General features: G+C 66.9%; 19 protein-coding genes. 11 read left to right on the plus strand and 8 right to left on the minus strand.

Annotation, left to right across the window (positions count from 1 at the left end):
* Positions 1-86 precede the first annotated feature (86 nt).
* From AC07PE_RS11290 to AC07PE_RS11325, 8 genes are all read left to right on the plus strand, one after another.
* Positions 87-2117 (plus strand): glycoside hydrolase family 2 TIM barrel-domain containing protein, encoded by a 2031-nt coding sequence (locus AC07PE_RS11290; protein WP_498764267.1) that lies wholly within the window; start codon positions 87-89, stop codon positions 2115-2117.
* A 66-nt stretch (positions 2118-2183) separates the two neighbouring features.
* The gene (locus AC07PE_RS11295) at positions 2184-3485 is read left to right on the plus strand and encodes an extracellular solute-binding protein (RefSeq protein ID WP_498764268.1); all 1302 of its coding nucleotides are present in this window, start codon (positions 2184-2186) and stop codon (positions 3483-3485) included.
* Between the two features lie 8 nt (positions 3486-3493).
* The gene (locus tag AC07PE_RS11300) at positions 3494-4381 is read left to right on the plus strand and encodes a carbohydrate ABC transporter permease (protein ID WP_498764270.1); all 888 of its coding nucleotides are present in this window, start codon (positions 3494-3496) and stop codon (positions 4379-4381) included.
* A complete protein-coding gene (locus AC07PE_RS11305; RefSeq protein WP_498764272.1) occupies positions 4378-5211 on the plus strand; it encodes a carbohydrate ABC transporter permease in 834 nt (277 codons plus the stop codon). The genes AC07PE_RS11300 and AC07PE_RS11305 overlap by 4 nt, the downstream gene beginning before the upstream one ends.
* 19 nt (positions 5212-5230) lie before the next feature.
* Complete coding sequence (locus AC07PE_RS11310) at positions 5231-6388, plus strand: ABC transporter ATP-binding protein (RefSeq protein WP_498764274.1); 1158 nt, start codon at positions 5231-5233, stop codon at positions 6386-6388.
* Complete coding sequence (locus AC07PE_RS11315) at positions 6385-7440, plus strand: LacI family DNA-binding transcriptional regulator (protein ID WP_498764276.1); 1056 nt, start codon at positions 6385-6387, stop codon at positions 7438-7440. The genes AC07PE_RS11310 and AC07PE_RS11315 overlap by 4 nt, the downstream gene beginning before the upstream one ends.
* A 96-nt stretch (positions 7441-7536) precedes the next feature.
* Positions 7537-10380: a TonB-dependent receptor gene (locus AC07PE_RS11320; protein ID WP_498764278.1), complete on the plus strand. Its 2844-nt coding sequence runs from the start codon at positions 7537-7539 to the stop codon at positions 10378-10380.
* 12 nt (positions 10381-10392) lie between these two features.
* Positions 10393-11370 (plus strand): glycoside hydrolase family 43 protein, encoded by a 978-nt coding sequence (locus AC07PE_RS11325; RefSeq protein WP_498764280.1) that lies wholly within the window; start codon positions 10393-10395, stop codon positions 11368-11370.
* A 31-nt stretch (positions 11371-11401) separates the two neighbouring features.
* Here AC07PE_RS11325 and AC07PE_RS11330 read toward each other — a convergent pair whose 3' ends face one another.
* Complete coding sequence (locus tag AC07PE_RS11330) at positions 11402-12310, minus strand: alpha/beta fold hydrolase (RefSeq protein WP_498764282.1); 909 nt, start codon at positions 12308-12310, stop codon at positions 11402-11404.
* Between the two features lie 130 nt (positions 12311-12440).
* Between AC07PE_RS11330 and AC07PE_RS11335 the strand changes: the two genes are divergently transcribed.
* Positions 12441-13076, plus strand: a complete 636-nt coding sequence (locus AC07PE_RS11335) for a class I SAM-dependent rRNA methyltransferase (RefSeq protein WP_498764284.1) — start codon at positions 12441-12443, stop codon at positions 13074-13076.
* A gap of 23 nt (positions 13077-13099) precedes the next feature.
* Here AC07PE_RS11335 and AC07PE_RS11340 read toward each other — a convergent pair whose 3' ends face one another.
* Genes AC07PE_RS11340 through kefF form a run of 3 tightly spaced genes read right to left on the minus strand, consistent with a single transcriptional unit; the run spans position 13100 to position 16074 of the window.
* Positions 13100-13714, minus strand: a complete 615-nt coding sequence (locus tag AC07PE_RS11340) for a DUF3885 domain-containing protein (protein ID WP_498764286.1) — start codon at positions 13712-13714, stop codon at positions 13100-13102.
* 10 nt (positions 13715-13724) lie between these two features.
* Positions 13725-15533, minus strand: a complete 1809-nt coding sequence (gene kefC, locus AC07PE_RS11345) for a glutathione-regulated potassium-efflux system protein KefC (protein ID WP_498764288.1) — start codon at positions 15531-15533, stop codon at positions 13725-13727.
* A 4-nt stretch (positions 15534-15537) separates the two neighbouring features.
* Positions 15538-16074, minus strand: coding sequence for a glutathione-regulated potassium-efflux system oxidoreductase KefF (kefF, locus tag AC07PE_RS11350; protein ID WP_498764290.1), 537 nt, complete (start codon positions 16072-16074; stop codon positions 15538-15540).
* 121 nt (positions 16075-16195) lie between these two features.
* Here kefF and AC07PE_RS11355 point away from each other — a divergent pair, with 121 nt between their 5' ends.
* Together AC07PE_RS11355 and AC07PE_RS11360 are read left to right on the plus strand one after the other, a co-directional pair.
* Positions 16196-16492, plus strand: coding sequence for a hypothetical protein (locus tag AC07PE_RS11355; RefSeq protein WP_498764292.1), 297 nt, complete (start codon positions 16196-16198; stop codon positions 16490-16492).
* A gap of 11 nt (positions 16493-16503) precedes the next feature.
* On the plus strand, positions 16504-16767 hold the full coding sequence (locus AC07PE_RS11360) for a hypothetical protein (protein ID WP_498764294.1): 264 nt from the start codon (positions 16504-16506) through the stop codon (positions 16765-16767).
* Positions 16768-16835: 68 nt separating this feature from the next.
* Here AC07PE_RS11360 and lpdA read toward each other — a convergent pair whose 3' ends face one another.
* From lpdA to AC07PE_RS11380, 4 genes are all read right to left on the minus strand, one after another.
* Positions 16836-18263 (minus strand): dihydrolipoyl dehydrogenase, encoded by a 1428-nt coding sequence (gene lpdA, locus AC07PE_RS11365; RefSeq protein WP_498764296.1) that lies wholly within the window; start codon positions 18261-18263, stop codon positions 16836-16838.
* 15 nt (positions 18264-18278) lie between these two features.
* Positions 18279-19673 (minus strand): dihydrolipoamide acetyltransferase family protein, encoded by a 1395-nt coding sequence (locus AC07PE_RS11370; protein WP_498764297.1) that lies wholly within the window; start codon positions 19671-19673, stop codon positions 18279-18281.
* A gap of 2 nt (positions 19674-19675) precedes the next feature.
* Positions 19676-20680: an alpha-ketoacid dehydrogenase subunit beta gene (locus tag AC07PE_RS11375; RefSeq protein WP_498764768.1), complete on the minus strand. Its 1005-nt coding sequence runs from the start codon at positions 20678-20680 to the stop codon at positions 19676-19678.
* 67 nt (positions 20681-20747) lie between these two features.
* On the minus strand, positions 20748-21980 hold the full coding sequence (locus AC07PE_RS11380) for a 3-methyl-2-oxobutanoate dehydrogenase (2-methylpropanoyl-transferring) subunit alpha (RefSeq protein WP_498764298.1): 1233 nt from the start codon (positions 21978-21980) through the stop codon (positions 20748-20750).
* Positions 21981-22168 lie beyond the last annotated feature (188 nt).

The raw sequence follows: 22168 nt of genomic DNA on the forward strand, positions 1-22168 counted from the left end.
AAACCAGATGTAACGAGGCGCGAAAGCGCTTGCTTTCGGGTGCGGCGGGTCATTAAATAGGCTCATAAGAACAGCAGGAGCTGATCGTGGAATACCCCCGCCCCCAATTACGCCGCGCCGCCTGGCGCAGCCTGGATGGCCCATGGCAGGCCATGCTCGACGACCTTGCCGCGTGCGCCGACCCATCCGAAGTCAACTGGGACCGTACCATCGTGGTCCCGTATCCACCCGAGGCGCGCACCAGCGGCGTGCATGACCGCGGCTACCGGCGCCGGGTCTGGTACAAGCGCCAGATCCAGCTCGACCCATCGATGGCGCCCTCGCGCGACGAGCGCCTGATCCTGCACTTCGGCGCCGTCAACTACCGCGCCCGCGTGTGGGTCAACGGCCGCTTCGCGGTCGAGCACCGCGGCGGCCACAGCCCGTTCTCGATCGACGTCAGCCGCCACCTCGACGGCTCGCTGCTCGAGGTCGTGGTGCAGGCCGAGGACGATCCGCAGGACATGCACAAGGCGCGCGGCAAGATGGACTGGGAGCCGGAGCCGCACAAGATCTGGTATCCGCGCTCCAGCGGCATCTGGCGCACGGTGTGGATCGAGAAGCTGCCGCGCGCCCACGTCAGCCAGCTGCGCTGGACCGCCGACGTCGCGTCCTGGCAGATCCGGCTCGACGCCGACCTCGCCCACGTGCCGGAAGGCGGCATGGCCAACGTCACCCTCAAGCTGGGCGACAAGCTGCTGGTGGCCGACCGCTGCCTGCTGACCGGGCCGCGGCTGTCGCGCATCTTCCAGCTGCCCGACCCCGGCATCGACGACGCCAGAGCCCTGTGGATGTGGAGCCCCGAAAGCCCGCAGCTGATCGACGCCGAGATCGAGATCAGGACCAGCGACGGCAACCTGATCGACAGCGTGCAGAGCTACACGGCGCTGCGCACGGTGAGCGTCGAGGGCGACCATTTCGTCCTCAACAGCCGGCCTTACTTCCTCCGCATGGTGCTGGACCAGGGCTACTGGCCGGACAGCCTGATGGTGGCCTCCAGCGACCAGCTGCGCCACGACGTCCTGCTGATCAAACGGCTCGGCTTCAACGGCGTGCGCAAGCACCAGAAGTCCGAAGACCCGCGCTGGCTCTACTGGTGCGACGTGCTGGGCCTGTGCGTGTGGGGCGAGATGCCCTCGGCCTACGGCTTCTCCAGCGCTACCGTGCACGGCGTGATGGAAGAGTGGAAGGAGCTGGTCGAGCGCGACATCTCCCACCCCTGCATCGTGGCCTGGGTGCCTACCAACGAATCCTGGGGCGTGCCCGAACTGATGAACGACCGCCGCCAGGTCGACTTCGTGCGCGCCCTCTACCACATGACCCGTGCGCTGGACGGCACCCGGCCGGTGGTCGGCAACGACGGCTGGGAGATGCCCTGCGGCGACCTGGTCTGCGTGCACGACTACGCGCAGGATCCGAAGGTGCTGGTCGAGCGCTACGGCAGCCGCGATGCCGTCGCTTACACGCTGCAGCACGTGCAGCCGGACCGGCGCCGGCTGGTGATCGACGGTTTCACCGGCGTCGGCAAGCCGCTGTTCCTGTCGGAGTTCGGCGGCATTGCCCTCATGAAGAGCAACGAGGAGCCGGGCTGGGGCTATTCGGTGGCCAAGGACGGCAAGGAGCTGCTGGCGCGCTACCAGCAGCTGATGGCGGCCGTCCACGCCTGCCGTCCGCTGTCCGGCTTCTGCTATACCCAGCTGACCGACACCTTCCTGGAAAAGAACGGCCTGCTGACCGAGGACCGGGTGCCGAAAGCCCCGGTGGAGGCGCTGGCCAAGGCCACGCGCGGTCCCGACGCCCATCTGCAGGACTGGCATCTCGATCCGCTCGGGCACGCCAAGCGCTGGCTGGCGCGGCGCGGGCCGGATTTCCCTATAGAATGGACGCGCGTCGGAGATATTGCAGAAGTGTTAGCCTATCCGGGCGAGCGCCAGGGGAACGGTAAGGCTGCGGCCGCGCCGGGACCGAACGATCCGGGCCCGGACGATCCGCCGGCCAGTCCGCCGACCGGTCCGGGTGGATTCGAACGCCGGAGCCGTGGCGGCGCGGGAGTGCGGGTGCGGCGCAAGGCGGCCTGACCGGGATGGATCGAGTAGCACGGCAGCGCTCCGACAGCACATAAAAAAGAGAATGGAGATGACGACGTGGCGAGACGAGGATGGACCCTCGCCGCCGCCGTCGCGCTGCTGGTAACGCTGGCCGCAGGGCCGGCGCCGGCATGGGCCCAGGTTGAGGTCAGGATGTGGACGCTGCTCAGCGGCGGCGACGGCGCCCGCATGCGGGCCCTGGTCGAGGACTTCAACGCCAGCCAGCGCGAGGTGCGCGTGGTGAGCACGACCCTGAAATGGGGCGAGCCGTTTTATACGAAGCTGATCACCTCCTCGGTGGTCGGCGCCGGGCCGGACCTGGCCACCGTGCACCTGTCGCGCCTGGTCAACCTGGCCGGCGGCGGCGTGCTGCGCCCGATCACGGACGCCGAGCTGGCATCCGTCGGCCTGAAGGGCAGCGACTACCTGCCGCGCCAGTGGGAGAAGTCGCGCTGGCAGGGCCAAGCCTGGGCGGTGCCGCTGGACATGCACCCGCTGGTCCTCTACTACAACAAGACCCTGCTGGCGAATACCGGGCTGCTCGACGGCGACGGAAAACTGAAGCCCATCGAAGGCGTCGATGCACTCACGAACGCCTTTCGCATCGCCACCGAGACCAGCCACCGTCACGGCCTGACCATGGAGAGCAGCCAGAGCTCGTTTGCGATCTGGCGCCTGTGGCTGTCGATGCTGGCACAGCAGAACGTCGCCATCGTCCGCAACGGCCAGTACAGCTATGGCCCGGCCGGCGCGGCCACGCTGACCCGCATCAGCGACTGGTTCCGCAAGGGCTATGCCCAGGCCGGTCTCGATTATCCGGCGTCGACGTCGCAATTCATGGGCGGCGGCGCCGCGTTCATGCTGAACGGTGTGTGGGAAGTCCCGGAGCTGGTGCGCGCCTCGAAGGCCGGCAGCCTGGGCTTCGAATACGGCATCGTGCCGCTGCCGAAGATGTATGCCAATGCCAGCGCATGGGCCGATTCGCACGCCTTCGCCATGCCTTCGAACGCCGGCAATCCGCCATCCCCGGCCAAGGTGCAGGCGGTGCTGCGCTTCGTCGCCTACGTCAGCAAGCACTCGATGGGCTGGGCCGAGGGCGGCCACATCCCGGCCTACCGCGCGGTGGCCGAGTCGCCGGAAGCACTGGCGCTGCAGCCCAACGCCCAGTATGCGGAAGCCGCGCACAATGTGGTCTACGATCCGGACGGCTGGTACATGGGTGCCGCCGGGCCGCTGGAAGCGATCGCCTCGAAGTTCCTGCCGGCCGCGCTGTACGGCTACATGACGCCGGCGCAGGCGGTGCATCGCTTCGAGACCGAGGGCGCGCGTCTGATCCGCAAGAACCCGCCACGCTATTGAGGAGCCGGATGAAACCGAACGATCTAGTCCTCACCAGCGCGCGCCGCGAAGGCCTGCCGGCCAGCTTGCTGCTTGCCCCCTTCGTGATCGTGTTCCTGCTGTTCTTCCTGGTGCCGGCCGGCGTCACATTCTGGATGAGCCTCACCGAGAGCAGCCTGACCCGCACCAATGCCTTCGTCGGGCTGGCCAACTACCACACCCTGCTCAACGACCCCTCGTTCTGGGACTCGGTGCTGAACACCTTTTACTTCGCGCTGCTGACCGTGATCCCGCTGACGGCGCTGGGCCTGGTGATGGCGCTGCTGGTCAACCGCTTCGTCAAGGCCCAGGCCTGGCTGCAGGGCGTGTTCTTCCTGCCTTTCGTGCTGCCGATCTCGGTGATGACCCTGATCGCGGACTGGATGCTGCAGCCCTCGAGCGGCGTGATCAACCACATTCTCGGCGGCCAGCGGCCCTGGCTGGCGGATCCGTACTGGGCGCTGCCCGCGGTCGCGATCGGCACCGTGTGGTGGACGGTCGGTTTCAACATGCTGCTGTTCCTGGCCGGCCTGCGCAACATCCCTTCCGACCTGTACGAAGCGGCGGCGCTGGACGGTGCGCGCGGCTTCACCTTGTTCCGTTCGATCACCTGGCCGGCCCTGCGCCCGGTTGCGACCACCGCCCTGATCCTGCAGATCATCGCCTCGCTGAAGGTATTCGGCCAGACCTATATCCTGACTTCCGGCGGGCCCTTCAATACCACGCGGGTCACGCTGCACTACATGTACGAAACCGCGTTCACCCAGAGCGATGCCGGCTACGCGGCGGCGATCGCGATGGCTTTCGTGACCATCGTGATCCTGCTGTCGGTGCTGCAGGCCGGTGTCGTGCGCTGGCTGGCAAGGAGAGACGTATGAACGGCCGTTCAAATGTTGGCTGGTCCGTCATCGGCGTGATTGCGGCCGTGCTGCTGGCCGCCTTGTGGGCAGCGCCGCTGCTGTGGGCCCTCAGCACCGCGCTGCGCCCGGAACTGGAAACCGTCTCCGCCGAGTTCCACTGGCTGCCGCAGACCTGGACCCTGGACGCCTTCGCCAAGACCCTGGGCGCCGGCAATGTCGTGCGCTGGCTGTTCAACAGCTTCCTGGTGGCGCTGCTGGTGACCGTGGTGACGATGGCGATCAGCCTGATGGCCGCCTACGCCTTTTCGCAGCTGCGCTTCCGCGGCCGGTCGGTCCTGTTCGGGATTGCCATGCTAGCGTTCCTGTTACCGTTCGAGGCGCTGCTGGTGCCCCTGTTCCGCACCATGAACCAGCTCGGCCTGATCAACACCTATGCCGGCATCGTGCTGCCGCAGGTGGTGGCGCCGGTGGTCATCTACGTGTTCAAGCAGTTCTTCGACGAGATCCCGGCCGACTTCCGCGAAGCCGCGACCATCGACGGCGCCGGCCCGCTGCGGGTGCTGTGGAGCGTGTACCTGCCGATCTCGGGGAATATCGTGTGGGCGATGGCGATCGTGACCTTCATCGCGGCCTGGAATAACTTCCTCTGGCCTTTCATCATCGTCACCTCGAACGATATGATGACCATACCGCTGGGACTGACCCAGACCTACGACGCCTTCGGGGTGCGCTACGCCCAGCTGATGGCGGCGGCGCTGCTGGGCGCGATGCCGGTGGCGCTGGCCTACGTGGCCTTCCAGCGCCGGGTGACGCAGGGCTTCCTGGCGGCGAGCGGTCTGAAGGGATAAAAATATAAAAGGAGTGGAAATGGCTTCTGTAAGGCTGCGCGGCATCAGTAAGGACTACGGCGACAATCCCGTCATCAAGGGCATCGACCTCGACATCGCGGACGGCCAGTTCGTGGTCTTCGTCGGCCCGTCCGGCTGCGGCAAGTCGACCCTGCTGCGCATCATCGCCGGGCTCGAAGATGTGAGTGCGGGGGAACTGGAGATTGGCGGCGTGCCCAGCCTGGGCGTCGATCCGTCCAAACGCGGCATCGCCATGGTGTTCCAGAGCTATGCGCTGTACCCGCACATGACGGTGGCCGAGAACATGGGCTTTGCGCTCAAGCTGGCCAAACTGCCGAAGGACGAGATCGCGGACCGCGTGCAGCGCGCCGCCGAGATCCTGCAGATCGCGCACCTGCTGGACCGCAAGCCGAAAGCCCTGTCGGGCGGCCAGCGCCAGCGCGTGGCAATCGGCCGCGCCATCGTGCGTAAACCCGAGGTCTTCCTGTTCGACGAACCCTTGTCCAACCTGGACGCGGCACTGCGCGCACAGACCCGGGTCGAGCTGGCCCGCCTGCACCGCGAACTGGCCACCACCATGATCTACGTGACCCACGACCAGGTCGAGGCCATGACCCTGGGCCAGAAGATCGTGGTCTTCAACGCGGGCCGCGTCGAGCAGGTGGGCACGCCGTTCGAGTTATATGAAAGACCCGCCAACCTGTTCGTGGCCGGCTTCCTCGGCTCGCCGCGCATGAACTTCCTGGATGCCAGCCTGGTGGGCGAGGAGGGCGCCATCGCCACCGTGCGCCTGGCGGGTGGGGCCCAGGTGGATGTTGCGGCCGACGTCGACAGCACGGCGGTGGGCGCGAAGCTGACCCTGGGCGTGCGGCCCGAGCACTTGCGCATGCTGCGTGCGGAGGAGGGAGACACAGGCGGCATCCCGGGCACGGTGAGCCTGGTCGAATACCTGGGCGACGTCACCCTGGCCTATGTCCAGGTCGAGGAGGCGCCCGAAATGGTGGCCGTGAAGTGCGGCAGCGGCCAGCCGGCGCCAGCCACCGGCACGCGCGTGCTGCTGGCCTTCGAGCCGGGCCAGGCCTATCTGTTCGGCGCCGACGGCGTCGCCATGCCCGCACGCGCACGCAGCAGCCGCAGCGCCGCGCCGCGCCTGCGCATTAGGGACGGCGCACGATGAGCAGGCCTGCGCGCGGCCGCCGTCCGACCATGACCGACATCGCCAAGCTGGCCGGCGTGTCGCAGTCGACGGTCTCGCTGGTGATCAATCACCTGAGCGGGGCCAAGGTCTCGCACGCCACCCGCGAGACGGTGCTGCGGATCGCCCGCGAGCTCGGTTATCCGCTCGAGCGCCACCATGGACGCATCGACAACCGCCCCGGCGCAGTCAAGGAAACCCGCAACCTCATCATCTACCTGACCGACGAACTGACCACCAGCCCGCACGCGATGCAGACCATGGATGGCGCCAAGGACGGCGCCTGGGACCAGGACTGCCTGGTGGCGGCCTTCGCCACCCGCGGCGACCCCGAGCAGGAACAGGCGGTGCTGGCGCGCATGCTCGACCACCCGGCGCTGCTGGGCGTGATCTACGCCACCATCTTTACGCGCGCCGTGACGCTGCCGCCGGCGCTGGACGGGGTGCCGACGGTCCTCCTCAACTGCCATGAGCGCGAGCGCGGCCACCCGGCCGTGGTGCCGGCGGAGCAGCAGGGCGGCTATACGGCCACCATGCACCTGGTGGCGAACGGCCACCGCCGCATCGGCTTCATCAACGGCGAAGGCTGGATCGAGGCGGCCAGCGACCGTTTGAAGGGCTACCGGCTGGCGCTGACTGAGGCGGACATCCCCTTCGACCCGCTGCTCGTGCGCGAGGGCGACTGGCAGGTCGACAGCGGCTATGCGCACGCCTTGTCGCTGCTGGATGCCGCGAACCGGCCCAGCGCGCTGTTCTGCGCCAACGACCTGATGGCGCTGGGTGCGCTGGATGCGGCGCGCGAACTCAAACTGGCGGTGCCGCGCGACCTGTCCGTAGTCGGCTACGACGACCAGGACCTGGCGCGCTACACCCATCCGCCTTTGACAACTGTGTTGTTACCAAACTACGAAATGGGGCGTTGGGCGGCGGAAACTCTGATCGCCCAGGCGCGCGGCGGCAAGGCCGAAAACCGCGTTTTCAAGAGTGAATGCCCGCTGGTGAGCCGGGATTCGGTGGCGCGTCCAGCGTTGTAAAACGGTCACGGAAATCGTGCAAGCGCGCGCTCTTGTATAGTCTTTTGCGTTAGCTTCCTGATAAAAATTATTACTAATATTTTTCAGGAGACTTGCATGACCAGCTTCCAGCTTCGCCCTGTCTGCGCGGCGGTTCTTGCCCTGATCGCCCATTCGGCCGCCTTCGCGCAGAGCAGCGCCGGCACGCCGCCATCCCAATCCGACCAGGCCAATGTCCAGCAGGGCGCACCCGGCGCCGATGCCGCGCCCCAGAGTGACGCCAGCCCCGCCGCATCCACGCAGCCCGCGCAGATCCAGCAGGTGCAGGTGACGGGCCTGCGCAGCAGCATCCGTAGCGCGGAGGCGATCAAGCGCAATGCAGACCAGGTGGTCGACTCCATCAACGCCGAGGACATCGGCAAGTTCCCCGACCGCGCCACCGGCGACGCCCTGCAGCGCATCGCCGGCGTGCAGGTGGGCCGCGACCGCGGCGAGACCAGCACCGTCATCATCCGCGGCCTGCCCGACGTGGTGACGACCATCGATGGCAACCAGATCTTCACCGGCAACGGCCGGCGCCTGTCCTACCAGGACCTGCCGGTGCAGTCGATCGGCGGCCTGGACGTGTACAAGAGCGCGACCGCGAACCAGCTCGAAGGCGGCATCGCCGGCGCCGTCAACGTGCGCCTGCGCGCGCCCTTCGACATCAAGCGCGCCGAGGACGGGGGCTATAACGTCACCGGCTTCCTCGAAGAGCGGCGCCAGAAGATCAACGGTTCCAGCGCCACCAGCGACAAGAACAACCCGGCCGGCGGCTTCGCCGTCAGCAAGCGCTGGAACACCAGCTACGGCGAGATCGGCGCCCTGGTCGACGTCCAGTTCAACCGCGAGAACTGGGGCTATCCCGTGCAATGGGTCGACCGCCCGGACCGCATCTTCTCGGTCAGCCCGGACGGCACCGCGGTGCGCCTGAACGACGACCAGCCGATCGCGCCGCTGAAGGCCGGCGACCGCCTGGGCGAGCTGCCCAACGTCGGCGGCATCTACAACCAGGGCAAGCGCGACCGCGGCAGCATCCACGGCGCACTGCAGTGGAAGATCAGCCCGCAGATGGACGTCGCCGCCCAGTACCTCGGCACCGGCTACCGCGCGCGCAACGCGGTCGACTACATCCTCGGCATCGTCACCTGGACCCCGCGCCTGAGCAACGTCGTGCTGGCGCCGCAGGGCGACTACTGCAACACGCCGAACGGCTCCATCTGCCCGATCCAGTCGGCCTACGCGGGCGCTGCGCAGTTCGGCGGTCCCTACGACTGGGATCCCTACACCGCCACCTCGACCTGGGGCCAGAAGGAGCACACCACCACGCACTACCTGAACCTGGCGGTGAACTACAAGGACGGCCCGTGGAAGGCGTCGTCCAACTTCGCCTGGACCAAGTCGACCTTCGTCAACGACACCGTGATCGTCGACCAGCAGATCCCGGGCGCCAGCATCAACGTCTACACCTACGGCAGGGACGGCCACGGCGGCTACAACACCGTCACCACGCCGACCAGCGCCAACGCGCTGCGCGACCCCAGCCAGTTCGTGCTGCGCGGGATGGTGCAGAATTGGGGCATCTCGACCGGCGAGCAGACCCAGTGGCGCCTCGACGGCAGCTACCGCCTGGGCGACGAGGGCTTCTTCCGCAGCATCGACAGCGGCATCCGCCTGTCCCAGCGCCGCGCCGGCTTCAAGGGCGCCGAAGGCCACAGCGACATCAGCGGTACCCGCGCTTCGCCGATCGGCGCTTTCGGTCCGTCCTTCGAAACCCTGGTGCCGGGACTGGACCGGCTCGGCGGCCCGTGGGTGACGCCCTCGCACGACTTCCTGATCGACCAGGCGGACACCGTGCGCGCCTTCTACGGCGCCGCCCCCGGCCGCGTGGCGGAAGACCCGACCCGCGCCTTCAGCCAGAACGAGAACAACACCACCCTGTATCTGCAGGGCCGCTGGGAAACCAAATTCAACGAGATCGGCATCAGCGGCACCGTCGGCGGGCGCTACATGCGCATCAGCCGCAGCCTGCTCGGCAACAGCCGCATCGGCGACGTGGTCAGCCCGATCGACGTGTCCTCGCGCGACAACAACTTCCTGCCGAGCGCCTCGGCGGTGATCGCCTGGCGCGAGAACCTGCAGTCGCACCTCTCCTACGGCAAGACCCTGACCTATCCGGACTTTGCGTCGCTGAATCCGGCGCTGTCCCTGATTCCGCCGACGGTGAACGCGCCGGGCACGGGCTCGGCCGGCAACCCGAACCTGAGCCCCACGCGCTCGAAGAACTTCGACGCCACCCTGGAGTATTATTTCCCCAAGAACGGCTACGCGCAGATCGCGCTGTTCCATCGTGACATCGACGGCTACTTGCAGAACATGGAGTCGAACGAGACGATCGGCGGCCTGAACTACCGCGTGACGCGGCCGCAGAATTCCGGCTCCGGCAAGCTGAAGGGCGCCGAGCTGGGCATCCAGAAGTTCTTCGACTTCCTCCCCGGCATCTGGAGCAACTTCGGCGCGCAGGCCAACTACACCTGGATCCTGGGCGAGAACCAGACCCTGGTGTCGTCGACGGGGAACAGCTTGGCGACGACACCGCTGATCGGCGTGGCGAAGAAGAACTACAACTTCGCCCTGCTGTACGAAGGCAACGGCATCACCGGACGCTTGAGCGCCACCCACCGTGGCGACTACGTCGAGCAGATCGCCGAGCCCCGCTTCGGCCAGGACCGCCACGTCAAGGCGGCCACCTTCGTCGACCTGAGCCTGTCGTATGCGATCACGCCGAACATCTCGCTGCAGTTCGACGCGATCAACATCACGAAGGAGAAGTTCGAGAGCTATTTAAACGACCCGATCCGCCCGCGCGACATTCGCTACAACCCGACTACCTACGGACTGGGCCTGCGCTTTTCGCTGTAAGTGCGCCTTGATATGAACAAGACTTACCGCAATCCGGTCTATCCGGACATCTTCGCCGATCCCTTCGTGCTGCGGCACGACGGGGTCTACTACGCCTACGGCACCGGCCCGGGCGGTGACGACGGCCGGCAGGTCCCGGTGCTGCGTTCCACCGACCTGGTGAGCTGGCAGCCGCTCGGGCACGCGCTGGTGCCGGCGGCCGGCATGGAGGCGGAGCAGGGCTACCACTTCTGGGCGCCGGAAGTGGCCAGCCACGACGGCCGCTTCTACATGTACTACTCGTCCGGCAACGCGCCCGAGGGCACCGACCAGAAGCTGCGGGTGGCCGTCGCCGAGCACCCGGCCGGGCCCTTCTACGACGCCGGCAAGCTGCTGGTGCCCGACCAGCCGTTCTCGATCGACGCCCATCCTTTCCGCGACGATGAAGGGCAGTGGTGGCTGTTCTACTGCGTCGACTTCCTCGAAGCCTCACACGACGAGCGCATCGGCACCGGCATCGTGGTCGACCAGCTGCTCGACATGACGACCCTGGCCGGCGCGCCGCGCGTGGTGGTGCGCCCGCACCAGGACTGGCACGTGTTCCGCAAGGACCGGCCGATGTACGGCAGCGTCTACGACTGGCACACGGTCGAGGGCGCGGCGGTGCTGTACCGCGATGGGCACTACTACTGCTTCTACAGCGGCGGTGCGTGGGAGAAGGAGAACTACGGCGTCAGCTACGTGGTGTCCAGGCACGCCGAGGGGCCCTACCGCCGGCCCGAGGGTGGGCACGAGGCGCTGCTGATGCGGACGCCCCAGACTGGAGAATTGCTGGGGCCGGGGCACAACTCGTTCACGGTGTCCCCTGGCGGCAGCGAGACCTGGATCGTGTACCACGCCTGGGATCCTGCGCAGACCGCGCGCAGGATGTGCATCGACCGGGTGGATTGGGTGGATGGGAAGCCGGTCACGGCTGGGCCCACGTGGACCGATCAGCCGGCGCCTAGTTAGTGCGTCATTCCCGCGGACGCGGGAATGACGGTTATTTAGCCAAAAACTCCTTCACCTCCGACTGGAAGCGCACCGGCTGGTCCCACATGATGAAGTGCGCACTGTCCGGCACCCGCTTCAAGCTCAGCTTGCCCACCGGCGCGAACGCGCCCTTGTACACCGCATCGAACTGCTCGGCCGGGATCGGCACGTACTTCGGCTGGATGTACAGCACCGTCACCGGCACCGAAATCTTGGATAGCTCCGGCCCCAGGTCGGTGACGATCAGCTCGCGGTAGGCGCGCGTGCCGACGTCGGCGTCGCTGCGCATCGAATCCTCGATCGCCCCGACGCGCATGGCTTCGTTGTCGACCATGCTGTTGATGGTGGCGGCCGCGCGCTTGCTGCGGTCTTCCGGCGTCGCCGCGCGCATGCCGGCTTCGATGCGGTCGGCAACCGGCACGATGGTGGCGGCCGTTGCGCCGGGCCCGCCGAAGAACACGCCCAGGAAGGGCACCATGTCGACCACCATCAGGCGCGACAGATCGCCCGGATGGCGCGCCGCCAGCATCATGCCGATGGTGCCGCCCATGGAATGGCCGATCACGGCCGGCTGCTTCAAGCCGGTTTCCTTGATGTAGCGGTCGATTTCCTCGGCCACCGGCGCGGCCACCGGGCCTTCGCCGTTGCCGCCCTTGGGCTGGCCGGCGAAACCGGACACCTGCACCAGGTGGTAGCGGTAGCCGGGCACGGCCTTGATCATCTCGGTCCACACGCGTGGCGAGGAGTTCAGGCCGGGGATGAGGACCACGTCCGGGCCGGCGCCGGAGGTGGCGACCGTGATGCGGGTCGATGCGAAGGGCGCAGCCGAAGCCGGGACACTCGCGCCAAGCAAAGCGAGGAGGGCTGCCGCGCTGGCGGCCTTGAGGGTGAAACGACGTGGTGACAGTGCGGCAGGCATGTTGGCTCCAGGGACGTAATGGGGTGATTCTATTTCAAATTGACAACATCAACGCCTGCCAGAAATGACAGTATCCGGGCGAGGCGGCGGCGGTGCTGTATCATCCCGTCCCTCGAAACGAAAGCCGCACATGCTCATCATCACCATCAAACAGGGCAAGGAACGCAGCCTGCTGTCCGGCGACCCGCTGATCTACGTCTCCGCCATCGACAAGGTCGAAGGCAAGCCTTCGGAACGCAACAAGCCGGGCGCCACTGCGATCGTGCAGTCCTCGTCGCGCCAGTTCCTCGCCCGCGCAGCCTACAACGCCAAATCGCAGGTCGCGGCCCGCGTCTGGACCTTGCGCGAGGACGAGCCGGTCGACCATGCGATGATCAAGCGCCGGGTCCAGGCTGCGGTCGAGCTGCGCGCCGGTGCCATGCGCACGGCCGACCCGGAAGCCCTGTTCCTGCTGGTCGATGGCGACAAAGACGGCTTGTCCGGGCTGCTGGTGCACAGCTACGGCGGCGTCCCTGGCTATCTGGTGTGCCAGTTCAATGCCGCCGGGGTCGACCATTGGAAGGTGGCCGTGGTGCAGGCGCTTATCAAGGCCACCGGCTACGCCAACGTGGTCGAACGCTGCGACCCGCTGATGCGCAAGGGCGAAGGATTGTCCCTCACGCCCGGTACGTTGGCCGGCGACGAGCCGCCCAAGCGCCTGATGGTGCGCGAGGGTGGCCGCTTGCTGCCGATGGATATCCGCACCGGCTTCGTTTACCCGCGCTGACGTCGGCGGCCGTACGGCCTGACTCAGCCCGCCTTGAACGTCCTCGCCATGGCTTCCCTGTCATGGTCGAGGAGCCAGCGATTATGCTTCTCGTACAGGCCCTGAAGGCGCGAAGGGGCCCCGCAGATGATGTCCATGCCCCTGTCGTCGTAAGGATGCGCGAGGGTGCCGTTTGCCGCATCGATGAGGTATATCTGGCAGTGCGGATTCGGGCGTAGGGCAGGGAAATCCTTGACGAGAGCGCACCAGAGCAGACTTTGTAACACGGACGCCGGGACTTCGAACGCGCAGTTCACCCAGAACCCTGCACCGAAATCGTCGGTCTCATCCACCGCTATAACCCAGGTGTCGCGGCGTTCCGGTATCGCAATGCCGGCGTCACGGAACGCGCGAAGGCTGCCTCTCAGCCCGAAGCGCGACGACGACACGAAACGCTGCAGGTGCACAAGGATGGCGCTGTCGGCCTCAAAGACCTCTTCGCAAATGACGCTTGCCTTGCGCAGCGCAGTCAGCACAAGATCGAGCGGGCCGCCGCTTTCGGATAGCTCGAAACGCAGGCCCCCAGGGAGATGATGAAACAGCGCGTGCCGGTAGCTGCACCCATCGGCCAGGCTATCGATGATGTGCTTGTAGTTCATCGGGGCGCTCTCAATCCCAGTCATGTCTTGTCTCGTCCTCCTGCGCCCGCCGGTCCCGCGCAATCATCTCTTCCAGCTCCTCGCGCGCCCGCTTCGCCACCGACTCGTACTGTTCGCGGTCCTTGTAAAACGGGTAGACCGCATGCACGTTGGCGATGTTCAGCTTCCTGAACTTCAGCGCCGCCTGGCGCACGCGGTAGGCGTTGTGCCCGAGGCCGGCCGTCAGCACGGCGCGCCCCATCTGCAGGGATGACTCGAAGGTCTCGCGTTCGATCATGCTGACGCCGCGGTCCATCAGCTGGTAGTAGTGGGTGACGTTGCGGGCGCGCGCGAAGATCTGCAGCTCCGGCCAGTCGCGCCGCACGGTCTCGACCAGCTCCAGGCTGTCTTCGACGTCGTCGATCGCCACCACCAGCGCGCGGGCGCGGGCGGCGCCGGCGGCGCGCAGCAGGTCGGCGCGGGTGGCGTCGCCGTAGAAGACCTTGAAGCCGAAGCGGCGCAGCACCTCGATCTGGTCGGGGTCGTGGTCCAGCACGGTGAGCTTAATGCCGTTCGCGTTCAGGAAGCGGCCGACGATCTGGCCGAAACGGCCGAAGCCGGCGATGATCACGTGGTCTTCGTTCGGCTCGATGGCGTCGGCATCGGGTTTGTTCTCTTTGCACTCGCGGCGCGCCATGATGCGGTCGTAGGCCATCAGCACCAGCGGCGTGACCACCATCGACAGCGCCACCACGACCACCAGCATCGAGGCGACGTCCTCGGTGAATACTCTGGCGGTGGCGGCTGCGCCGAACACCACGAAGGCGAATTCGCCGCCCTGCGATAGCAGCAGCGCGAACTGCAGGTGCTGGCCGCGGGCGATGCCGAAGATGCGCGACAGCGCGTACAGCACGGCGGTCTTGATGAGCAGGAAGCCCGCCACCAGGCCCAGGATACGCCACGGATGCGCGAGGAAGACGGCGAAGTCCACCGACATGCCGACCGCGATGAAGAACAGCCCGAGCAGCAGGCCTTTGAAAGGTTCGAGGTCGGTCTCCAGCGCGTGCCGGTATTCGGAATCGGCCAGCAGCACGCCGGCCATGAAGGCGCCCAGCGCCATCGACATCTCGATCCACTGCATCAGCAGTCCGATGGCGATCACCAGCAGCAGGGCGAAGGCGGTGAAGATCTCGCGCGTGTCGGTGCGGGCGATGACCTGCAGCAGCGGGCGCACGAGATAGCGGCCGCCGACGATGATCCCGGCCAGCACGCCGACCACCTTGAGCGTGGCCAGCCAGAAGTTGCCGCCTGAGCCGGCATCGTCGGGGATGCCGAGCAGGGGCACGATGGCGATCATCGGAATCGCGGCGATGTCCTGGAACAGCAGGATCGCGAATCCGGCCTGGCCGGCAGGCGTGGGCATCAGGTTGCGTTCTTCCAGCGAGGCCAGCGCGATGGCGGTCGAGGACAGCGACAGCCCGAGGCCGGCGATCAGCGCCAGCTTCCAGCCGACACCCAGCAGCAGCGCCGCGCCGAACAGGGCCAGCGCGACCGCCGCCACCTGCGCGCCGCCCCAGCCGAAGATCGGGCGGCGGAGCGACCACAGGCGCTCGGGTTCGAGTTCGAGGCCGATCAGGAACAGCAGCAGCACCACGCCGAATTCGGCGAAGTGCAGCGCATCCTCGACGTTGGCGATCAGCTTCAGGCCGTAGGGTCCGATCAGGATGCCGGCCGCCAGGTAGCCGAGCACGGTGCCCATGCCGAGGCGTTTCGACAGCGGCACCGCGACCACCGCGGCGGCCAGGTAGACGAGAGCATTGGTGAGCAGGCTGTGTTCCATCGTCTTACTCCGTATAAGCCTGCAGGCGGCGCCTGAATTCGGCGATGTGGGCCTCGATCGCCGCCTCGCCGGCCTGGGCCGCGCCGTGCATGACCAGCGGTGCGATCCAGTCCATGCCGCACAGGGCGGCGGTCTGTTCGAAGGGGGCGAGGAAGTCGGCGAAGGGCCGTCCGTGCAGGCCGCCGGGCTGGTAGGCTTCTTCGCCGCTGCCCGTGGTCGCCACCAGCCAGTAGCCCTTTCCGCGCAGGACGGCGTCCGGCTTGCCATAGGCCCAGCCGGGCACCATCACCACATCCATCCACTCCTTCAGCAGCGAGGGCATGCCGTACCAGCGGATCGGGTGCAGGAAGACCAGCAGCCCGGCACCCTGGACCAGGGCGCGTTCGCGCTCGGCGTCGATGTCGAAGTCCGGGTAGGTGTCGTACAGATCCTGCACGATGACGCCGGGGGTTTCGCGCGCGGCGTCCGCCAGGCGGCGGTTGAGCGGCGAGCGGTGCGGCGCAGGGTGGGCATACAGGACGAGCGTGTGTTGTTTGTTCATGAGCTTGATTATTCCACAATGCCCCGCCCGACATGTCCTACAAGACAGCCGGGCGCCTGCCTATTTGCCATCGTCCGGGGTCGGACTATGATGAATCAAACCTTACCGAGAGGAGGGCATCATGTCCAACCAGAACGAGAGCAAGAACCCGAAAGGGCGCAGCTACGAGCAGGTGACGAAGGACGGGACCGGCTCGGCCGCGAGCGTGGGCACGGGCGGCACCGGCGATATCGGCCGCATGTCGGGCCAGACCGGTGCAGGAAATTCCCAGTCGGAATCACGTACCGATGACTGGCTGAGCCCCGGCACTGAGCAGGAAGAACGCCAGGGCTTCCGTCCCACCGACCCGGAAGGGATGAAGACCGGGATGGAAGGCATAGGCAACAAGAACCGCGACAAGACCGGCAACCGCCAGTAAAGGAGTTTTGCATGGCAATACCCAACGAATCGAAGCAACCGAGGGACGGCGCCGACATTGGCGGCGCCGGCAACCAGCACAATGACTGGGGACACAGCGACGTCGGCAACAAGCAGTCGGATTCGCGGCTGGACGATGTGGTCGGCTCGGATACCGGGGCCGGCAGTGAAGAAGCGGGCGAGTTGCAGCCCGGCCTGGGCGGCATCGAGAGCCTGAGTACCGGCAATGCAGGCAGCCGGCAGGCCGAGGACGAGCGCGGGCGCAACAAGCAGTAAGGTTTCAGGAATCGGGAGCGGACGGGAAACGCCAGAGCGGGTTTCCCGTCCGCATGCGTGCGTCCGGATCAGATATGCAGCGCGTGCCCTAGAGCCCGCAGCGCCGCCTCCTGCACCGCCTCGCCCAGGGTCGGGTGGGCGTGGATGGTGCCGCCCACGTCCTCCAGCTGCGCGCCCATCTCGATCGACTGCACGAAGGCCGTGCTGAGCTCGGAAATCGCGCTGCCGACCGCCTGCCAGCCCACAATCAGGTGGTTGTCCTTGCGCGCGACCACGCGCACGAAGCCGTCCGTCCCCTCGATGGTCATGGCGCGGCCGTTGGCGGCGTAGGGGAAGCTGGCGCTGATGCAGTCCAGGCCCTGTTTCGCGGCCTCCTGCGGAGTCAGACCGACCACCACCACTTCCGGATCGGTGAAGCAGACCGCCGGGATCGCCGCCGGCATGAAGTGGCGGCGCTTGCCGGCGATGATCTCGGCTACCATCTCGCCCTGCGCCATGGCGCGGTGGGCCAGCATCGGTTCGCCGGCCAGGTCGCCGATCGCCCAGACGTTGCGCATCGAGGTGCGGCACTGGTTGTCGATGCGTACCGCGCGGCCGTTCATGTCCAGCATCAGGCTTTCCAGCCCGAAGCCGGTGGTGCGCGGACGGCGGCCGACGGCCACCAGCACGCGGTCGGCCTCGATCGCCACTTCCTCGCCGCCGCCATTCTTCATGCGCACGGACTTGCCGTCCTCGCTCATGCCCAGCACGCTCGATTCCAGGTGCAGTTCCACGCCCAGCGACTTCAAACGCGCCGCGACCGGCCGCGAGAGCTCGTCGTCGTAGGCCGGCAGCACGCGGCCGGCTGCTTCGATGACGGTCACGCGCGCGCCCAGCTTGCGGTAGGCCGTGCCCAGCTCCAGGCCGATGTAGCCGGCGCCGACCACCACCAGGTGGCCGGGCAGGGTCTCGGGCGAAAGCGCCTCGGTGGCCGACACGACATTGCCGCCGAAAGGCATGAAGGGCAGCTCGACGGCTTCGGAACCGGTGGCCAGCAGCATGTGCTCGCAGCGGATGCGCGTGGTCTGGCCGCCGGCGTCGTTGGCCGCGCCGGTCTTGCCGCCTTCCGCGCCCACGACCTCGACCGTCTTGCCGTCGAGGATGCGGGCCCAGCCGCGGACCACTTGCACGCCGTTCTTCTTCAGTAGCGCGCCGACGCCACCGGTCAGGCGTTTGACGATACCTTCCTTCCAGGCCACGGTGCGGTTGACGTCGATGCTTGGAGCCGCCGTGCGGATGCCCAGGGGCGAGTCGCCTGCGTAATGGCAGGCCTTGTGAAATTCCTCGGCCGCATGGATCAGCGCCTTGGACGGAATGCAGCCCACGTTCAGGCAGGTGCCGCCCAGCTGGGCGCCTTCGACCAGCACGGTCTTGATGCCCAGTTGGCCGGCGCGGATGGCGGCCACATAGCCGCCCGGTCCACCGCCGATGATGAGTAAAGTCGTTTCCATCGTCATATTCTTGCTTGTCCTTTATTCGACGAACAGCGTGGCTGGCGATTCGAGGTAGCCGCGGACGGTCTGGATGAACTCGGCCGCCACCATGCCGTCGATCACGCGATGGTCGAAGGACGAGGACAGATTCATCAGCTTGCGCGGCAACAGGCCGCCGTTCTTTACCACCGGCCGGTCGAGGATGCGGTTGACGCCGACGATGGCCACTTCCGGATGGTTGATCACCGGGGTGGAGACGATGCCGCCCAGCGGACCCAGGCTGGTGATGGTGATGGTCGAGCCGGACAACTCGTCGCGCGCCGCCTTGCCGGTGCGCGCGGCTTCCGCCAGGCGCAGGATTTCCTTTGCGCTGGACCACGGATCGCGGGCCTCGGCGTTGCGGATCACGGGCACCATCAGGCCGGCGTCGGTCTGGGTGGCGATGCCGAGGTGGACCGGCTGGTAGCGGGTGACGATGCCGGCGTGGTCGTCGAAGCGGGCGTTGACCTCGGGGAATTTGCGGATTGCCAGCACCACGGCGCGCATCAGCAGCGGCAGCAGGGTCAGCTTGCCGCGTTCCTTGCCGTAGCGGTCGTTGAGCTGGGCGCGCAGGGCTTCCAGTTCGGTGACGTCGACTTCCTCGACGTAGGTGAAGTGCGGGATCTGCCGCTTGGACATCTGCATCTTCTCGGCGATCTTGCGGCGCAAGCCGATCAGCGGCACCGCTTCTTCGCCATGCAGCTCGGCATAGCGATTATCACCGCCGCCTTGCGCCGAATGCCCGCGCTGGCGGCCCGACACGTAGGCGTCGAGGTCGGCGTGAGTGATCTGGCCGGCCGGGCCGCTGCCGGCCACGTACTGCAGCTCGATGCCCATATCCCAGGCGCGCTTGCGCACGGCCGGTGCGGCCAGGGGTTTTTCGTTCGGATCACGGAAAAGCGCGCGCGAGGCGGCGCCGTTTCCCTGAGGCGCAGAGCCCGCAGCACGTGCAGCCGGTGTAGCCGCCGGTGCGCGCGACGCCGATGCCGCCGGGCCGGACACGCTGGCCGCAGCCGCCGCCATCCGTTGCGGCTCCGGTACGAAGCCGTGCGGCACCTCGGCCGGTTCGTCCGCAGCCGGCGCCGCGGCGGGCGCAGCGGCAGCGGCAGCGGCAGCGGCCGGCTTCGCAGCCTCGGCTTTCAAATTGCCGGCGCCCTCGATTTCGAGGCGGATCAATTCGCCGCCCACCGGCAGCGATTCGCCGACCTTGCCGCCCAGGGCCACGACGGTGCCGTGCACCGGCGACGGAATCTCGACCGTCGCCTTGTCGGTCATGACGTCCGCCAGGATCTGGTCTTCCGTGACCGCGTCGCCGGGCTGCACCCGCCAGGCCACCACTTCGCATTCTGCAATACCCTCGCCCACATCGGGCATCTTGATGACGTGAATACCCACCTTTATGCCTCCATCGCTCGTTTGAACGCCGCGCCGACGCGGTCCGGTCCCGGGAAATAAGCCCATTCCTGCGCATGCGGGTAGGGCGTGTCCCAGCCGGTCACGCGCTCGATCGGCGCTTCAAGGTGGTAGAAGCAATGTTCCTGCACCAGCGAGGCCAGTTCGGCGCCGAAGCCGCTGGTCTTGGTGGCTTCATGGACGACCACGCAGCGGCCGGTCTTCTTGACCGACTCGACGATGGTGTCCAGGTCCAGCGGCCACAGGGTGCGCAGGTCGATGATTTCGGCGTCGATGCCGGTCTCGTTGGCCGCCGCTTCCGAGACCCAGACCATGGTGCCGTAGGTCAGCACGGTCAGGTCTGCGCCCGGGCGGAAGATCGCCGCCTTGTCCAGCGGCACCGTGTAATAGCCCTCCGGCACCTTGCCCAGCTCGTGCTTGGACCAGGGCGTGACCGGGCGGTCGTGGTGGCCGTCGAAGGGGCCGTTGTACAGGCGCTTCGGCTCCAGGAAGATGACCGGATCGTCGTTCTCGATCGAGGCGATCAGCAAGCCTTTCGCATCGTAGGGATTGGACGGCATCACGGTGCGCAGGCCGCAGACGTGGGTGAAGAAGGCTTCCGGGCTCTGGCTGTGGGTCTGACCGCCGTAGATGCCGCCGCCGCAGGGCATGCGGATGGTCAGCGGAGACGTAAAGTCGCCGGCCGAGCGGTAGCGCAGGCGCGCCGCCTCGGAGACGATCTGGTCGGTGGCCGGGTAAAAATAGTCGGCGAACTGGATCTCGACCACCGGGCGCAGGCCATAGGCGGCCATGCCGACCGCGGTGCCGACGATGCCGCCCTCGGAAATCGGGGCGTCGAAGGCGCGGTGCTTGCCGTACTTGGCCTGCAGGCCGTCGGTGACGCGGAACACGCCGCCGAAATAGCCGACGTCCTGGCCGTAGACGACCACGTTGTCGTCGCGTTCCATCATCACGTCCATGGCCGAGCGCAGGGCCTGGATCATGGTCATCGGCGTGGTCTTTTCCTCCGTGGCGTCGTCGACGCCGACGGATGTTTTCTCAATATCTCGCATCACGTCACACCCCCAGTTGTTGGCGTTGGCGGCGCAGGTGTTCGGGCATCTCTTTATAGACGTCCTCGAACATCGATGCGGCGCTCGGCACCCGGCCATCGATCAGCGTGCCAAATTGCTCGGCTTCCTTTTGCGCGGCCAGGACTTCGGCTTCCAGCTCGGCCTGCAGCGCATCCTGCTCGGCGTCGGACCACCAGCCTTTTTTTACAAGGTGGCGCCGCAGGCGGGCGATCGGGTCGCCCAGCGGGAAGTAGGTCCATTCGTCGGCCGGGCGGTAGCGCGCTGGGTCGTCGGAGGTCGAGTGCGGGCCTGCGCGGTAGGTCACCCATTCGATCAGGGTCGGGCCCAGGTTGCCGCGGGCGCGCTCGGCCGCCCAGCAGGAAGCCGCGTAGACCGCCAGGAAGTCGTTGCCGTCCACGCGCAGCGACGCGATGCCGGCGCCGACGCCACGCGCGGCGAAGGTCACGCTCTCGCCGCCGGCGATGGCCTGGAAGCTCGAGATTGCCCACTGGTTATTGACCACATTCAGGATCACCGGGGCGCGGTAGACGTGGGCGAAGGTGAGGCCGGTGTGGAAGTCGCTCTCGGCGGTGGCGCCGTCGCCGATCCAGCCGGAGGCGATTTTCGTGTCGCCCTTGATGGCCGAGGCCATGGCCCAGCCGACCGCTTGCGGGATCTGGGTGGCGAGGTTGCCGGAGATCGTGAAGAAGCCGTCCTTCTTGGACGAGTACATCACGGGTAGCTGGCGTCCCTTCAGCGGGTCGCGCTCGTTGGACAGCAGCTGGCAGACCATCTCGACCAGTGGATACTGGCGCGCCATCAGCAGGCTCTGCTGGCGATAGGTCGGGAAGCACATGTCGCCGTCCTTCAGGGCCAGCGCGTGGGCGCTGCCGATGGCTTCCTCGCCGAGCGAAGTCATGTAGAAGGACATCTTCTTCTGGCGCTGGCCGATGACCATGCGGGCGTCGAAGATGCGGGTCTTCATCATCGTGCGCAGGCCGGACAGGAGGGTTTCCTTGTCCAGTTCCGGAGCCCAGGGGCCGACGGCATCGTCGTTGTCGTCCAGGACGCGGATCAGGCTGGAGGCGATCTCCGCGGTGTCCTGGTAGCGGACATCGACGGGCGGGCGCGGCACGGTGCCGGCCGGGTTCACGCCTAGGTACGAAAAATCAGTCTTGCAACCCGGCCGGCCGGTAGGCTCCGGGACATGCAGCGACAGAGGTTGACTCTGGCTCATAGTTCATTTTCCCTCGGTAAAGGTGTGTGCAGCAGAAAACATATTAATGGCCGTAAGGCCGCACACGCATGTTTTGCGGGAATATTTTTCTGCTGCCCTGCAGCAAGTGAAGCGGCTGTAAGGATGCCGCTGCCCCGCAGGTACAGGACAAGACACTAGCATGCGCCGCAGCGAAGCCGTGCCGACTG

It is taken from the genome of Telluria sp. GW821-FHT07G12, from assembly GCF_059418525.1.

Bases quoted from the DNA above. Each gene is read 5' to 3' on its own strand.
- lpdA (WP_498764296.1), bottom strand. From the start codon at position 18,263: ATGACGATGGAAACGACTTTACTCATCATCGGCGGTGGACCGGGCGGC.
- AC07PE_RS11340 (WP_498764286.1), bottom strand. From the start codon at position 13,714: ATGAACTACAAGCACATCATCGATAGCCTGGCCGATGGGTGCAGCTAC.
- AC07PE_RS11300 (WP_498764270.1), top strand. From the start codon at position 3,494: ATGAAACCGAACGATCTAGTCCTCACCAGCGCGCGCCGCGAAGGCCTG.
- AC07PE_RS11375 (WP_498764768.1), bottom strand. From the start codon at position 20,680: ATGACCATGATCCAGGCCCTGCGCTCGGCCATGGACGTGATGATGGAA.
- AC07PE_RS11320 (WP_498764278.1), top strand. From the start codon at position 7,537: ATGACCAGCTTCCAGCTTCGCCCTGTCTGCGCGGCGGTTCTTGCCCTG.
- AC07PE_RS11325 (WP_498764280.1), top strand. From the start codon at position 10,393: ATGAACAAGACTTACCGCAATCCGGTCTATCCGGACATCTTCGCCGAT.
- AC07PE_RS11335 (WP_498764284.1), top strand. From the start codon at position 12,441: ATGCTCATCATCACCATCAAACAGGGCAAGGAACGCAGCCTGCTGTCC.
- AC07PE_RS11305 (WP_498764272.1), top strand. From the start codon at position 4,378: ATGAACGGCCGTTCAAATGTTGGCTGGTCCGTCATCGGCGTGATTGCG.
- AC07PE_RS11355 (WP_498764292.1), top strand. From the start codon at position 16,196: ATGTCCAACCAGAACGAGAGCAAGAACCCGAAAGGGCGCAGCTACGAG.
- kefC (WP_498764288.1), bottom strand. From the start codon at position 15,533: ATGGAACACAGCCTGCTCACCAATGCTCTCGTCTACCTGGCCGCCGCG.
- AC07PE_RS11315 (WP_498764276.1), top strand. From the start codon at position 6,385: ATGAGCAGGCCTGCGCGCGGCCGCCGTCCGACCATGACCGACATCGCC.
- AC07PE_RS11310 (WP_498764274.1), top strand. From the start codon at position 5,231: ATGGCTTCTGTAAGGCTGCGCGGCATCAGTAAGGACTACGGCGACAAT.
- AC07PE_RS11380 (WP_498764298.1), bottom strand. From the start codon at position 21,980: ATGAGCCAGAGTCAACCTCTGTCGCTGCATGTCCCGGAGCCTACCGGC.
- AC07PE_RS11360 (WP_498764294.1), top strand. From the start codon at position 16,504: ATGGCAATACCCAACGAATCGAAGCAACCGAGGGACGGCGCCGACATT.
- kefF (WP_498764290.1), bottom strand. From the start codon at position 16,074: ATGAACAAACAACACACGCTCGTCCTGTATGCCCACCCTGCGCCGCAC.
- AC07PE_RS11330 (WP_498764282.1), bottom strand. From the start codon at position 12,310: ATGCCTGCCGCACTGTCACCACGTCGTTTCACCCTCAAGGCCGCCAGC.